Here is a 15728-nt window from a genome sequence, read left to right on the forward strand (position 1 = left end):
AGTTCATAATGTAACAAATCAAAAATTATATTTTACTAATATTAAAACCTCCTAATTATTGTTGTGTAATATGTCGATCTGTAGCAATCTGAACTTACGGATAAGAACGAGTAAGCTCGGAAATGGAGGATTTCGTTGAAATGGACAATTTGAATCAAGAGCAAAAACAGTTACGGCTAAAGCAGTTTTTGAAAAGATTATCCGAGGATCCTTCCATGGCCAATCAAAATATGGCGAGATATTGGGGATCATTGGCCGAACTGCTTGTATTGACCGGCTATAATCCGAGAAACGAGCCGATCGACATGGCGGAGCTCGTATCGCTTCTGTTAAAGAGAAATGAAATTGATGCATGTTCAGAGGATATGATGCAGCATGTCTTAAACGGCGGTACAGTGGATGATTTTATGAAGATGGGGAGATCAAAGGCCATCTAAGAATCGAGAAATGATGACGCGGGACGCATCAACAATTTCTCACATCGAAATGTTCTCGTTTTGAATAACATAATAATAATATTCTCGTTATGAATCATTGATTGCATGCTAATAGAAGTAGACTGAACGAGTAACGGAGGAGACGATTTTGGAATTAAAACGATATTGGATCATCATCAAAAGAAGGCTGCTATTGATTGCTTTAATTATTTCGGTAAGTTGCATAGCCATCGGCTTTTACTCCTTCAATTTCATCGAACCGCAGTATGAAGCTTCCGCTACCCTAATCGTCAATGACTACAAGGACAGCAGTACGCTGCTTCCAAGCATAGACGTAGGCTCCATTAGCTCCACGATCGGACTCATCAAAACCTATAAAGAAATCGTTACAACGCCTCGCATGATGAAAAAAGTTATCAATGAGTACCCAGACCTTGCTGATACATACGGTGAGCTTAGAAGCAAGGTAAGCGTCAGCTCGGTTATTGAAACGCCGATCATGACCATAACCGTCAGGGACGGCTCCTATGAGAAGGCGGCCAATACCGCGAATGCCGTTGCGACTGTTTTTCAAAAATCGGTTCCCGAGCTGATGAAGGTTGATAACGTATCCGTCTTGGATCAGGCGGATCCGAATGAGATGCGCGGCCCTGTGGCCCCGAATCCGATTATGAATATTGCCGTCGCGTTCATCCTGGCTTTGATGGCGGGCGTAGGCATTTCCTTCCTGCTGGAATATTTGGACGAAACGATCAAGAACGAAGAAGACGTCGAGACGCTGCTTGGGGTTCCGGTACTGACATCGATTCCGAAGTTTAAAGAGAGTGATGCCATAGATCGGGGCAGCAAAGCCAATCTAACACCAAGAGCAGGGAGGGGAAGCAATGTCTCGCTTGATACGTAAATGGAACCTTATCGCGGAAAGAAATCCAAATTCGCCGATTTCCGAGAGGTATCGGATGCTGCGGACAAACATCGAGTTTTCGTCGATCGACCATAAATTTCAGATCATAATGGTCACCTCATCCCAACCGGGCGAGGGGAAAAGCATAACATGCGCCAATATGGCGGTTTCTTTCGCTCAAGCAAACAAACGGGTGCTGGTGATCGATGCGGATTTGCGGAAACCGGCGCAGCATCACATTTTTGCAATATCCAACCATAAAGGCTTGACGTCAGCCTTATTGCAACGGTTAGAGCCGCAGGATGTCATCCAGCATACGAGTACGGACAATCTGTCGGTCATTGCCGCAGGCCCGGCTCCTCCTAATCCGTCAGAGGTGCTGTCGTCGGAGCACATGGGGGCGCTGCTTGATAAATTGAGGGAAACGTATGACGTAATCATCATCGATACACCGTCGATCATGTCCGTAACGGACGCTCAAATCGTTGCGACCCAAAGCGATGGCGTTGTTCTTGTCATCGATTCGGGAAAAGTGAAAAAAGAAGTCGCGATCAAAGCGAAGGCCTCTCTCGAGCATGTGCAAGCCAATCTTATCGGCGTTGTTCTCAATAACATTAACCGAAAACAATCGGAATCCTATTCCTACTACATACGAAGCTAGCAGCGACGCTTAGCGTCATTACTCCAAGTTGATAGGTTGAATGGGAAGGTAATGTCTCCTGCACCTCTACCACCGGAGGCACTCGGTCATGCTGTGGGTCAAATGACCTTAGACGTTTATCGTCAAGGGCGTGACGTGAGGAAGGGTTAAATGCCCTAGCAATTTTTTTTCTATTTTTATTTTTTGCTTTTTTACCTCGGATTTTTATCTAAAAATCCGAGCTATGCTCTCAGAGATCACGAAAGCATAGCTCGCATTTTTAGCATCTCGCTGCAATGCGAAAAAAAATATATATAGGATAGGGTGAAGTCAATTGAAAAAAGTGAGAAAAGCTATTATTCCTGCTGCGGGACTCGGTACCCGGTTTTTGCCGGCGACGAAAGCAATGCCGAAAGAAATGCTTCCAATCGTTGATAAGCCCACCATTCAGTACATCGTAGAAGAAGCCATTGAGTCAGGAGTAGAAGACATAATCGTCGTGACTGGCAAAGGTAAACGTGCGATCGAAGACCACTTTGATATTGCGTTTGAGCTGGAATATACGTTGGAGAGCAAAGGGAAATTTGACATTTTAGAAAAAGTCAGAAAATCCTCCAATGTGAATCTTCACTATATAAGGCAAAAAGAAGCGAGAGGGCTAGGTCACGCCGTTTGGTGCGCCCGCAATTTTATCGGAGACGAACCGTTCGCAGTTCTGCTTGGCGATGATATCGTAGAGGCCGACGTTCCTTGCACCAGGCAGCTGATCGAGCAGTACGAGCAAACCGGACGTTCGGTCATCGGCGTTCAAACCGTTAATGCGGATCAGACGGACCGATACGGGATTGTCGATCCAGGCGAGACGATGGGCCGACTTTATCAAGTGAACCGTTTTGTGGAGAAGCCGCCGAAAGGACAAGCTCCATCCAACTTGGCCATTATGGGCCGTTATGTTCTGACCCCGGATATATTCGATTATTTAGGGCTGCAGGAGATTGGCGCAGGCGGAGAAATTCAGCTGACCGATGCCATTCAAAAGCTGAATATGGATAAAGGCGTTTACGCTTACGACTTTCAAGGCAAGCGCTACGATGTAGGTGAAAGACTCGGTTTTATTATGACATCGGTCGATTTTGCGCTCCGGAATAACGAACTTCGGCATCAGCTCTTAAGCGAGCTTGGGGAATTGTTGGAGAGGGAACTTGGGAAACAATTACTAGGGATAGGGGTTGAGTAATTATGCAACCGCAGTATCGCGATGAAGTGGTATTGAACACTCCAAATGAATATAGGAATACCGTGAATTCGATACTCAAACGCGCCATCGACATAATCGGTTCGCTGGTTGGATTATTTCTGTTAAGTCCGCTGTTTGTTGTCGTTGCCGTTCTGATCAAATTTGAAGATCCGAAAGGCTCCGTAATGTTCTATCAAACAAGGATCGGCAAGAACGAGAAGCCGTTCCGTATGTATAAATTCCGCTCCATGATAAGCAATGCGGAAGAAAAGCTGAAAGATTTGCTCGCTCAAAATGAAATTGAAGGCGCTATGTTCAAGATGAAAAACGATCCGCGAATTACTAAAATCGGGAAGTTCATACGGAAAACAAGCATCGATGAGCTCCCGCAGCTGATCAATGTGCTCCGGGGAGAAATGTCCTTGGTCGGTCCAAGACCACCTCTCGTAAGGGAAGTCAAGGAGTATACGGATTACGATAAGCTGCGTTTAACCGTTAAGCCCGGTTGTACAGGACTTTGGCAGGTAAGCGGCCGTAATGAATTAAGCTTTAAAGAAATGGTTGAGCTGGACTTGAAGTACATCCGAGATCGAAGCGTTGGGTTTGACTTGAAAATCATATTCAAGACATTCAAAGTGCTTCTTGGGGCAAAAGATGCTTTCTAAGGCGGAAAATGAATGAAAAAGATGATGTTTATTACGAACAGGCTGCCTTTTCCAAATACGGACGGCAGAAAAAACCTGCTTCAGCAATACATTGGGCAAATCAAGGATATTTATCCCGATTGCCAGATCGTGAACTTGTCATTTATTGATGACAAAAAGTACCTGAAGGATCAGCCGGCTGCGATTTCCCGCCTGGTGAGTCTGGAGTTGCCGGGTATGGCCGAGAAGCTGTTCAATGTGCTGGTCTATTCCTTGCTCATGCGAAGGTGGCCGCTGCAAGTATCCGTTTATTACTCCCGGAAAACGCATAGGCTGATCAAAGAAAAGATCGAGGAAGAGCAGCCGGAATTCATCTTTTACGATATGGTGCGCGTAGCGGAATACCGTTCGGACGGAGCCTCGCAAAAGGTGCTCAGCTACGATGATCTACTGTCATTGCGTTATGAACGGCAGTTGCAATGGTTTCAGTACATTCCGTCCATATTCGGCGGTTTTTCGGACAAGCTCCCATCCGGCATCAAGCGGTTTGCGAATTTGAAGTTCATTCAAAAATGGCTTGTCGCTTTCGAAAGCAAGCTGCTGCACAAGTACGAGAAAAGCGCAGCCCGAAATTTCGAACACCTTATCTTTACTTCACCCAAAGAAGCGGAGAGCTTCCGGCAAATTGTGAGCCATGACTCTTGTCTCGGCATCCCGATGAGATTCGACCCGGATAAGAAAACAACGGGGAATCCAAGGTCGTATGACAGGGACAAGATCGTCTTTGTAGGGAAAATGGACATCCCTCACAATAGCTCCGCCGTCGTTTATTTCTGTGAGCAGATATGGCCCAGGATAAAGCAGCAGGCACCGAAAGCAAAGTTCTATATCGTCGGGAAAAATCCGACTGCCGAAGTGCTTAGGCTTCAGCAGGCCTATCCTGACATTATCGTAACGGGCGAAGTGGATAACGTTAAGCGGGTCGTAAGCGATGCCGCTTTAATGATCGCTCCGCTGCTTTTTGGCACAGGAATCAAAACGAAGATCGTCGAGGCGATGTCTTGGGGAGTGCCAGTCGTAACCAATCCGATCGGCAGCGAAGGCATCAATGCAATTAATCATGAGGATCTGTTCGTCTGCGAAACGGATGAGGAGATGGTACAAAATGTACTCTTGTTATTGGACAACGATGAGATAAACGAAAAAGTATCGCGCAATTCGATCCGTTACGTGACCCATCATTTCAGCAGCTCCGTGACCCGTAAAAATCTGGAGTTGATTCTATCGTAGGGCAATTGCGCAAAGAGCAGGTGTTGGTTATGCGAAATCTTGTAATTGCGCTTTTTATGTTATCCCTGATGCTGCTGACGTATGACAGCTTGCCCTATTTCCAGTTCTCGGTCTATCGGCCGATATCTATGTTTCCGATGTTCCTTGCATCCGTCTTGCTCCTGTTTACCGACTTCAGGTTCAAGAAGGGTGATATTTTCTTTCTTCTCTTCGTGATGTACAGCGTCGGGCATTCCTTAATCGTTGCAACAAACAACGGTGATATCGGCAGCAGCGCGTCGCATATTATCACGCTTCTGTTCGGTCTTTCTATGTATCGGGTATCGGTCTACGTCACTGGGCAAGCGAAGGAAGATCCGGAGATTATAAAGCGCATCGCAAAAAGTATTGCGATAGCTTTTATTCCTCCGCTTTTTGCCGGTTTTCTTCAGCTTTTCGACTCCTTTTTCGTACGCAACGGATTTTCTGGAGTCTTTACGGGACTGTTCGCGGATAAGGTGTATCTCCGGAGAATTCAGATGTTGTCCGGCGAGCCTTCATGGGCGGCGATTCATATGCTGAGCGGCGGGTTAATTATGTTCTTCCTGTATAAGCAGGGGTTCCGCAAGCAGCTGCTTCTGCTTTTCGCAACTATGCTGCTTATGGTTCTTTCATTCTCCGCTTACGCTTACACCGTGCTGCTGACCGCACTGTTCTTTTATGTACTGGTCACGAACAAGAACAGAGGCCGGATGCTGGTCGTTCTGGCGGCCTGCGCCTTAGTCGTTGTTGTAGGCGTGCCTTTTCTGATCGAAACGTTCAAGATAAGCGGCTATTTCACGGATCGGTTTCAGTTCGATTTTAATCAATTAATAAATAATGATAATTCATTTTTTATCAGGCTGGTGTTTCCGGCCATCGGTTTTATGGAATTTGCCAGACATCCGATCTTTGGAGTAGGCGGCGGTTTTTATTATACGGAGTTTGCCTCCCTTCTACAGCAGCATTTCAGCAGCGGATTGAAGTTCAGTGAAGTGTACGATCTGGTATTTATTAAACCCGATGCAGCCACGTCGAGAAATATGGTGTCGAAGGTGTTCGCTGAGGAAGGCCTTATCGGGGTTATCCTTTTTGGAGGATTTCTGGTTTCGATTTTTCGCAGCTGCGGGGCAAATTCGTATTCGAAATTCGCTTTTGCGTTATGCATCTCACTCGTCATGAATTTTGATTCTTATGCTTTTCTGGATTTCTGGTTGTTGTTCGGGTTCATCCGCGGGGGAGGGTTCGAGACGGAAGCGATACGTACCGGTATGCCTGTACGAGTTCCCGTTCGGGTTAAAGGTCAGATACTACCCGTTAGACCTATCTATAGCGAATGGAGACGAAAGGCATGAAAATCGTTATTGTAAATAGTTTGTACAGTCCTCATATTATTGGCGGTGCGGAAATATCGACGCAAATCTTAGCCGAAACGCTTGAATCGGTTGCCGATGTGCATGTCATTACGACCGGAGGACAAAAGAGAAACGCCGGTATAACGTCAGAGTTGATTAACGGGGTTACGGTTCATCGTCTGCCTTACAACAATCTGTATTGGATCGGCGATACGGAACACCACGGCAAGCTGAATAAGGTGGCTCGCAGACTTATCGATATTTACAATCCTATGCAGATCGGGACTGTTGCGAACCTATTGAAGGAAATCAAACCTGATTTGGTCCATACTCAGAATTTATCCGGTTTCGGAGCCGGGATATGGACCGCTTTCTTTAAAGCGGGTGTACCGATCGTTCATACATTAAGAGATTACTCGCTCATCTCACCGGTTAGCTCGCCGATATCCAATCCGCTGATTGCGAGGTTATACAGACTGACCTCTCTTGGATTCAGCAAACGGGTATCCGCGGTTGTCGGCATATCTTCGCATATTTTAAACCGTCATACGGAAGCGGGATTGTTTCCGAATGCTGAACACCTGGTCATTCCGAACGTCGTGGATGGCGATATCGTTGCGGGAGAGAAAGATTTCGAGCGTAAACCGCTGCGCATCGGTTATTTCGGCAGAATCGAACCGGAGAAGGGTGTTCGTGAAATCATCGAAGCCGTCCGCTCGTTACCGGAAGAAGTAGTCGAGCGGCTATATGTATGCGGTGAAGGCAAGCTGAAAGAGGAGCTTTCGGAAGCGTGCCGGAATGACGGACGCATCGTGTTCACCGGTAAAGTAAAGCCGAATGAGGCGCGGGAACTTATGGCTCAAGTAGATGCTACCGTTGTTCCTTCGATTTGGGAAGAGCCGTTCGGGCGGGTCATCATCGAATCCTATCAAGTCGGCACGCCCGTATACGCCTCTGCTGTAGGCGGAATTCCTGACGTTGTGCTGAATCGTAAGCAATATCTGTTTGCGCCAGGCAGCTCAGGAGCGATTCAAGACAAGTTAATGGAATATTATTCACTCACGGCTGAACAAAAAAGAACGATTCAAGGACAATGTCTGGAACATAGCCGCAGGTTTACCAAACAATCGCTGCTTGAACGGCATACGGAATTATATCAATCCGTCATGCATCAAGTAACCGGTACAGCGCAATCGGAGAATATCATCGGAAAAAAAATAAAGGCCGGCGTGGGAAGGTAGTCTATGGCACAATTGGCAATCCGTAAAATATTAAATGGAAATGGTTTGGTTCAAACGATTTTGCGTACCAGCGCAACTAATTTTATGGTGATGGTCATAACCACGCTGATCTCCATCGTGACAGCGAGAATGTTCGGCGTCGCAGGCAAAGGGGAATTATCGGCGATTCTGTTCTGGTCGACCTTCCTGGTAGGAGTTGTAGGATTCGGGCTTCCCACTTCCCTTATTTACAACATGAAGCGGCATGCCGGCAAAGGGGCGGAATACATCAGGGCAGGATTTCTTTTCCAGCTCCCTGTCAGCATCATTGTGGGCGTGGCTTCATGGATCTATCTGCCGGTTTGGCTGGGCAACTATTCTGTTGACGTCATTCAGACCGCCAGGTGGTACACCGTGCTGATGCTTCCGCTGCTGCTTGCGGTCAATCTGATTGCGGCGCTTGCGCAGAGCACGGACAACTTCAAAGTCTATAACGGTGTGCGGCTGTTTGTTCCGCTGTTTAATTTAGCGGGTATCGTCGTCCTGTTTATGGTCGGAGTGCTGAATATCCACGCTGCCTCGTTCGTCTTCCTGGTCACCACGCTGCTCGTCGTCATTTGGTCCTTGCTCCAATTGAGGGGCGAGCTGAAGATCGATTGGTTCAAACGTATGGTTGACCGGGTTGCGGCCAAGTCGTTGTTCGGTTACGGAAGCAGGGTATTTGGGGTTGAGCTTCTGGGAACCTTGTATTCGCAGTTTGACAAAATCATTATATTATCGATGCTCACGCCGCGGGATTTCGGTCTATATAGCGTCGTTTATGCGCTATCCCGCGTCTTCAATACGGTTCAGATGGCCATCTCGAATGTCATCTTTCCGAAATTGACAGGGCTGGATAAGGACAAGATTATTTCGACGGTCGGCCGGGCTTTCCGGTTGTCGCTTATCCTGATGACGATCGTGGTCGTACCGAGCATGTTCATCGGCAAATTCCTGATGGGTATTTTATTCGGCAAGGAATTTCTGGAAGCCAGCACCGCTTTCTATCTTCTGTCGTTCGAATGCATTCTCGGCGGCGGCTCATGGATTCTGGCTGCTTCGTTCAACTCATTGGGTCGTCCCGGTCTTGTGCTAATCCGGCAAGTTATAGCGCTTGCGATTACGATCGGACTGTTCTTCGTGTTTACCCCTTTATACGGTCTGAACGGAATAGCTTTATCTTTATTAATCGGTGCGATGGTAAGAATGCTGATCACGATAGCCGCGATGCGGGTCGTGTTCAAGGTGCGGTTTGCCGGTATGCTTTTTGACAAGGACGATTTCCGCTTTCTGATCAAACGTCTGAGAGAAAAAAAGATCATCAAAAGAGCTGGAAGAGCAGGTGGAATGGATGAGTAACCCAACAGTTTATATGTGGCCCAAAGTTAGCGAATATAACAAATACTCCGAATTGCTGACGAAGTCCATCGTAGATAAGGGCATGCGGGTGGAGCATTACGATACGAAGAACACCCTTAAACCCGCAAAGGGAGACATTGTCCATATGCATTGGCCCAGTTACTCGTATCAGTCGTCCACTTTCCCGCTGACGGTCGTGAAATCAATGTTATTTGCCGGACTTCTTTTGTTTTTGAAAGTACGGGGTGTACGGTTATTTTGGACCGTTCACAATATTTGGCCGCATTCCACGGGCAAAAAGAAGTGGGATTATATGATGCGAAAGTTTATTTTATCCGTCTGCAACAAAGGATTCGTCATGAGTGAAACGGTAAAGCAAGAGGTTATCGAAACGTTCGGAGTGAGCGAAGGTAAGCTGATTGTTACGCCGCATGGCCATTACGTGGATGCTTATGTCGGCAATGGGACGGATATCCGTAAGCGATTCGGCATTCCGCCGGAACAGTTCCTGTTCTTATTTATCGGCAGAATCAACTCTTACAAAGGAGTTGAGAAGCTGGTCGAAGCTTTCTTATCGCTGAATCTGGAATCGGCCGGACTGCTCATAGCGGGAAAAGTGGACGCCGGTTATAAATTGGATTACATCGATCCGATTAATAACGGCAGAATCAAGGTTTATCCTCATTTCGTGGATGATTGCGAGCTTGTCGACTACTTACGGGCGGGCAATGTGATGGTGCTGCCTTATAACCAGATTACGACTTCCGGCAGCGCGATTCTCGCTCTCTCCCATTATAAGCCGGTCGTTGCGCCTAAGCTCGGTTCGCTCAGCGAATATGTTTCCGAAGGCTGCGGAATCTTATACGACCCTGCCGACCCCGACGGGTTGCGCAAGGCGCTGGCGATGTCAGTCCATATGAATATGAACGAGGTAGAAAAGAACATCTCGAAAAAACTGGCAGAACTGGACTGGCAGGGGATAGCCGGGAAAATGATAAAAGTTTATACCGGAACGAAACGGTACGAGGTGAACGCATGAAAGCGACAGTAGCGATTTGCACCCATAACAGGGCAGAGGATGTGAGAGAAGCGCTTCTAAGTCTCTTACGGCAAAATTTTACGGATGCTTTTGAGGTGATCGTGGTCGACAACCGGTCCACCGACAACACCAAACAGGTTGTTCAAGAAGTCAATCAGATGACAAATATTCCGATTATTTATGCGTACGAAGAACGGCTAGGGCTCTCCGTTGCCCGAAATCGTGCGATTCGCGAAGCGAAGGGCGAATATATCCTGTTCTTGGACGATGATGCTGTGGCTTCCAAGGAATGGATCAGCGGCATTGTCTCCTTATTCGAGACCGATCCCCGGATCGGCTGCCTTGGAGGAAGGATCGAACCGGCATGGGAAGGGGAGGAGCCGACTTGGCTTTTACCGGAAAACCGGACGCTCTATACCATTTTGGATTATTCCCATGAAATTGTCGAAATGCAAAAGCCGGCCATCCCATTCGGAGCCAATGTAGCTTTCCGCAAATCCGTGTTCAATTCGCTTAAACCCTTCCGCGAGGATCTGGGCAGGGTGGGAAGCAACCTGCTTTCAAGCGAGGAGGCCGAGCTCATTGATCGAATCCGCAGCCAATATACCGTCTATTATACGCCTCATGCCTGGGTGCGGCACAAAATTCCGCGCAGCAGAGTTAGCCGGAAATGGCTGCTGCGGAGAATTTATTGGCAGGGAGTAAGCAGTGCGGTCAGCTCGGAGCGGAAAACGGGCATTTTCGTCAAATCCGTCATGAAGGTTCCGGTATTTATGCTGTTGACGGTCATTTTCTTCTTCGATAAGAATCGGATTTTTCGCAATATTAGCAAAATTATGTACAATAACGGTTTAATCAGCGGTGTATTGCGAACCTATAACTAGCAAAGGGAGAAAGGAGAAAAGAGGTGAAGTGGGTAGCAAACATAAAGAAAAGCAGCCGTACTCTGTTTTATTGGTTATTGGTTTTAACATTACTTATAACCCTTATACCCATACACGGTTTTGCTACTTCTACTGAAATCGTAGTTGACGATCTTGCGGATTGGAGTCACGTTCACAAACGTTCGGAGACTCTTTCTCTGGAGGAATATGCCGGCGCCGATGATCCCACCCGGGTGGTCCGAAGTTTCATGCCTAAGGAATACATGACCTACCGGACAGACGGACCTCTAAACACTTTTTCTTTATATACGTACTATCGCGATGACAACGGGCCGTATAATCAGCCGAATTTTTATGTCTCCCACGATGGCAGCGATTATGAAGAAGTGACTCCGCAAATTTACAATGACGGGGATAACGTGAATCTGGTCGTGTATGAATTGCGAAACTTTCGCGGGGACGCAAAATATTTGAAGGTAGAATTCACTGGCAGCGATATCGCTAAATCGCCGGTAATCGGGAAAGCGGTACTGAATGGTTCATTAGGCGTAACTGCCAATCTGCCTTCAGGGTCCGTCCCTTACGGCTCTATGGTCATGTTGGAAAAGGCAGCTGCAGGCGACACCGTCTATTACACCACGGACGGCAGCGACCCTAGAACGTCTCTTACGCGCAAGCTTTATACTTCACCGATTATAGTGGTGAACGAGCTCAAATTAAAGACGATCGCCGTGAAGAATTCGGCTTCGGGCAAAAAAGCGGCAAGCAGGGTTTCCGCTTACCATTATATTCCCGAAGGTTCTTTGGATACGGCAATCGGATTGCACGATCCGCTCGACAATTTCGAGCAGCTTTACAGCAAATCGAGCATTTATATTGCGAAAGACAAGCCTTATTACTTCGGCAACGATTCGCATCGGATGGCACGTACCACAGTGAATCCCGGGAGCATCGTTTATCAGACGGATTTCGATATTTCTTCTTTTATGGTTGACAGCTACTTCTTCACTGGGCATGCCACCATGAAACATCGGATCTTTACCTCGGTGAATGGAAAGGATTATACGGAAATTTCTGCTGAAACTTACGCGGTAGGCTATCCCGTATCCAATTGGCAGAAGTACGCTTACGAGGCTTCGTCGCTGCCGGCGGGCACGAGGTATTTGAAAATCGAGCTGCACGGATCGAGGTCTTGGTCGCCCCAAGTTTCGAATGTTACTTTCAATCGAAGCACCGCGTCCGTGAAGGTCCAGTCAACCAGAAGCACCGAATCGCTGCATACCGTACTGACCACGGCTTCGAGCGGGGCAAAGATTTATTACCGTTTGAACAAGGGGTCAATTTTCCAGCACTATTCCGAACCGCTCGAGCTCACAGGTTATAACGTGCTGGAAACCTATGCCGTCAAGGATGGCATGGATCCAAGTCCAATCCGTAAGTATACGCTCAACGCAAGCGATAAAATTCAAGTGGACCGGTTCGGTCAACTGATTTCGGCTAATTTTCCCGAGAAGGTGATAACCGATCAGCAGCTGGAAGCGGATGCCGAGGCCGACGCCTCCTATTACGCCGGTCTAACGCCTCCTTCGGGCCGGGACCGTTTCGGCGGTCTGGCAGGCAGCGCGGCAAAATACGGCTTGCAGAACAAGGGCTTTTTTGCCATTCAGCAGATGGGCAGCCGCAAAGCGATGACAACACCGGAAGGCAATCTCTTCTTCAGTTTAGGCGTGAACGGACTTACGGCCAATGAAACCTATACGATGGTTAAGGGGCGGGAGGAGCTGTTCGAATCGATTCCATCTATTCGGGAGGAATATAAAACGGCTTACAAAGGGACCGATAATTTTTCGTTCTATTTGGCGAACAAATACCGGAAAACAGGGGTCGTTCCAACCGAGCATGCGATCTATTCGGAAGCGGCCGTGCGCATCAGAAAATGGGGATTTAACAGTGCGGGAGGCTTCTCGCCCGAAAAATACGGCAATGGGAACAACTTGCCTTACGTGAAGATGCTTCCGCTGAGCAGCATGAGCTGGGCTAAGATAGACGGGATTTCGCTATTCGATATTTTTGCGCCGGATGCGGTAACCAAGCTCGATGCGGCGTTTGCCAAAGCAGTTACGCCGAGCAAGGACGATCCGATGCTGATCGGATATTTCATCGACAACGAATACGAATACCATAAGTTTTATTCCCATGTGCCGAAGCTGAAGGCAAGCGAAGCGGCGATCAAAGGACATTGGGTTAAAAGGCTGAAGGACAAGTATCAAGAAATATACAAATTCAACAGCGAATGGGGGACAAGCTTCGAATCCTTTGAAGAATTGAAAGAAGCGGAGCTGCCGATCGAGACATCGCAGGCTTGGCGCGATATGGACGCCTTTTTCAGGTACTATCTCGATACGTTCTACGGAACGGTCTCGCGGCTCTACCGCAAATATGATCCGAATCACCTTCTTCTCGGAGACCGCTGGTTAACGACGCCGTTCCACAATGAGAAGTTTCGGAGCGTTATGGCAGAGGTAGAAGGGAAATACGTGGATGTCATCAGTATCAACTATTACAGTTATAACCTGGATCGCGATCTATTGAATGATGTGTACACGAAATCAGGCGGCAAACCGATTCTGATCAGCGAATTCGGTTTCGGTACGACGGAACAAGGATTGGATCCGCTCCTTCAGAATTCGGCCGAGAATCAGTTCCAGAGGGGAACGCGTTACCGGAACTTTGTAGAGGCGGCGGCCAGTCTTGACAACATTGTGGGCGCGCATGTGTTCAATTACGTGGACCAGGCTGCTCTGGGCAGATACTGGGAAGGCGCTTGGGGAGAACGTTACAACTCGGGCCTTGTGAATGTAGCCGATCGTCCTTATAAGGATTACTTGAAAGAGGTCATGGCCACCAACTACGACATCTACAAGGTGATGCTAGGGGAACGTTCTGAATTTTATTACGATTTCAGCAGCAAATGAGCGGACTTGCCGCGGGCTGTGAACGAAGGATGGATTTTCACCCCATGGAGGTGAAGGAGAGCATGGATCAAAGAAAGAGAAGCCTTAAGGAATATGTCAGATACGGCTACCGTATTTTGCTCGGCATGTTCTTTCGAACAAGGCTGGACCAGGGAGGCAGCCTGCTTCGGGTCTGCGGGAGGGTCGTCGTATCCAAAGCTAAAAATTCCAAATTAATTATCGGGAAAAACGTCATCCTGCATCAAGACATCGGCATTTATTTGGAATCGGGAAAAGCGAGGATCGAGATCGGCGATCATACCTTCATAAATCGAAGATCGGAAATCAGGTGCAAGGAGCAAGTAAAGATAGGGAATCATTGCGCGATTTCCTGGGATGTATCCATCATAGATACCGATTATCATCAACTTCTAGGTACCGAATCGACGAAGCCGGTCTTCATTGGAGATAAGGTTTGGATCGGCTGTAAATCGACGATTTTGAAAGGCATCACAATTGGCGACGGTGCCGTTATCGCGGCGGGTTCCGTTGTAACGAAGGATGTGGAGCCCTATACGCTTGTGGCGGGAGTACCGGCAAAGGAAGTCAAACGGAATGTGGAGTGGATTCTCTAGGATCGATGGCAGAAATGATTCTCATTTCTTGCTCCAGTGTAAGTTAGAGAAAAAAAGGTAGAGGAGAGGGCTATCATGCAGAGCAAGAATATTCACACTATGGATGTACTGAAAAATAAGCTGGGCCAAATTTCGGAAGTTATTCCGCCGGGCTCCAATATTTACTATATCGATATTCCCGTTCACAGCAACGGCGGCGATCTGCTCATCATGAAAGGCACGGAAGCGTTCTTCAAGGACTATAATATTCACGTCCGCGCACGCTACAGCGTGCTTGATTTTCCCGATTCGCTGGCTATTCCGAAAGATCATATCATCGTACTGCATGGAGGAGGGAACTTCGGCGACCTGTATCCGGCGCATCAGAAGCTGCGCGAGAAAATGATTACCAGCTATCCGTACCATCGGATCGTGATGCTTCCACAGACGATATTCTATAAAAAAGAGTCTGAATTCGACCGAACGGCGCAAATATTCAATGGACATAAAGATATTCATCTCTACGTCCGCGACACGTTGTCCTTTAGCGCCGCAACCGAGAAATTCCATAGATGCAACGTTTATTTATCGCCTGACATGGCCCATCAATTATGGCCGATCCGGCATAAAGACAGCCCTGACAAAGATTTGCTCTGCTTCTTCCGTACGGATATCGAGAAAACGACGGAGCAGGAGCAGCTCGAATCCACGGGTCGCGGCGATTTATTGGACTGGGCCTCCCTGTACAACAAGGTGGAGCAGAAATCGATTAATCTCATTGTCAAAATGATTAAGAAAGGCGGCACTCCGCTGCCGATGCAGGCGATTTGGGGCAGGTACACCGATTATCTGGTGGATAAAGCAGTCAAGCGCTTCAGCGGTTACCGGACGGTGCAGACGTCAAGGCTTCACGGCCACATCTTGTCCTGCCTAATGGACAAGCCGAATACGCTGCTGGACAATTCTTACGGCAAGAACTCCAACTATTATCATACATGGACAAGCGGCATAGGGTCCGCCCGATTGATTGTGAAGAATGAGGGGCAAACAACAAATTCGAACGCTTCGCAAATCAGTTAACTACTATAAATAGG

General features: G+C 47.7%; 14 protein-coding genes. All 14 read left to right on the top strand.

The window, feature by feature from the left end; genetic code table 11:
- Window positions 1-140: 140 nt before the first annotated feature.
- The 14 genes from J2T14_RS23445 (at window position 141) to J2T14_RS23510 (ending at window position 15714) form a co-directional block, all read left to right on the top strand.
- Window positions 141-437 (top strand): hypothetical protein, encoded by a 297-nt coding sequence (locus tag J2T14_RS23445; RefSeq protein ID WP_307474679.1) that lies wholly within the window; start codon window positions 141-143, stop codon window positions 435-437.
- 148 nt (window positions 438-585) lie between these two features.
- Window positions 586-1341, top strand: a complete 756-nt coding sequence (locus J2T14_RS23450) for a YveK family protein (RefSeq protein ID WP_307474680.1) — start codon at window positions 586-588, stop codon at window positions 1339-1341.
- On the top strand, window positions 1322-2002 hold the full coding sequence (locus J2T14_RS23455) for a CpsD/CapB family tyrosine-protein kinase (RefSeq protein ID WP_307474682.1): 681 nt from the start codon (window positions 1322-1324) through the stop codon (window positions 2000-2002). Before J2T14_RS23450 ends, J2T14_RS23455 begins: the two co-directional genes overlap by 20 nt.
- 313 nt (window positions 2003-2315) lie before the next feature.
- Window positions 2316-3218, top strand: a complete 903-nt coding sequence (galU, locus tag J2T14_RS23460; RefSeq protein ID WP_307208128.1) for a UTP--glucose-1-phosphate uridylyltransferase GalU — start codon at window positions 2316-2318, stop codon at window positions 3216-3218.
- A 2-nt stretch (window positions 3219-3220) separates the two neighbouring features.
- A complete protein-coding gene (locus J2T14_RS23465; protein WP_307208127.1) occupies window positions 3221-3883 on the top strand; it encodes a sugar transferase in 663 nt (220 codons plus the stop codon).
- Window positions 3884-3895: 12 nt separating this feature from the next.
- Window positions 3896-5152, top strand: a complete 1257-nt coding sequence (locus tag J2T14_RS23470) for a glycosyltransferase family 4 protein (protein WP_307474684.1) — start codon at window positions 3896-3898, stop codon at window positions 5150-5152.
- Window positions 5153-5181: 29 nt separating this feature from the next.
- Window positions 5182-6525 carry an O-antigen ligase family protein gene (locus J2T14_RS23475; RefSeq protein WP_307208125.1) on the top strand — a complete coding sequence of 448 codons (1344 nt, stop codon included), beginning with the start codon at window positions 5182-5184 and terminating at the stop codon, window positions 6523-6525.
- On the top strand, window positions 6522-7766 hold the full coding sequence (locus tag J2T14_RS23480) for a glycosyltransferase family 4 protein (protein ID WP_307474686.1): 1245 nt from the start codon (window positions 6522-6524) through the stop codon (window positions 7764-7766). The genes J2T14_RS23475 and J2T14_RS23480 overlap by 4 nt, the downstream gene beginning before the upstream one ends.
- 3 nt (window positions 7767-7769) lie before the next feature.
- Window positions 7770-9143, top strand: coding sequence for a lipopolysaccharide biosynthesis protein (locus J2T14_RS23485; protein ID WP_307474688.1), 1374 nt, complete (start codon window positions 7770-7772; stop codon window positions 9141-9143).
- Complete coding sequence (locus tag J2T14_RS23490; protein ID WP_307474689.1) at window positions 9136-10182, top strand: glycosyltransferase family 4 protein; 1047 nt, start codon at window positions 9136-9138, stop codon at window positions 10180-10182. Before J2T14_RS23485 ends, J2T14_RS23490 begins: the two co-directional genes overlap by 8 nt.
- On the top strand, window positions 10179-11066 hold the full coding sequence (locus tag J2T14_RS23495; RefSeq protein ID WP_307474691.1) for a glycosyltransferase: 888 nt from the start codon (window positions 10179-10181) through the stop codon (window positions 11064-11066). The genes J2T14_RS23490 and J2T14_RS23495 overlap by 4 nt, the downstream gene beginning before the upstream one ends.
- Before the next feature lie 248 nt (window positions 11067-11314).
- A complete protein-coding gene (locus J2T14_RS23500) occupies window positions 11315-14041 on the top strand; it encodes a chitobiase/beta-hexosaminidase C-terminal domain-containing protein (RefSeq protein ID WP_307474693.1) in 2727 nt (908 codons plus the stop codon).
- 62 nt (window positions 14042-14103) lie between these two features.
- Window positions 14104-14655, top strand: coding sequence for an acyltransferase (locus J2T14_RS23505; RefSeq protein ID WP_307208118.1), 552 nt, complete (start codon window positions 14104-14106; stop codon window positions 14653-14655).
- 75 nt (window positions 14656-14730) lie between these two features.
- Complete coding sequence (locus J2T14_RS23510; RefSeq protein WP_307208116.1) at window positions 14731-15714, top strand: polysaccharide pyruvyl transferase family protein; 984 nt, start codon at window positions 14731-14733, stop codon at window positions 15712-15714.
- Window positions 15715-15728 lie beyond the last annotated feature (14 nt).

Source organism: Paenibacillus harenae (genome assembly GCF_030812415.1).
GTDB classification, from domain to species: Bacteria; Bacillota; Bacilli; order Paenibacillales; family Paenibacillaceae; genus Pristimantibacillus; species Pristimantibacillus harenae_A.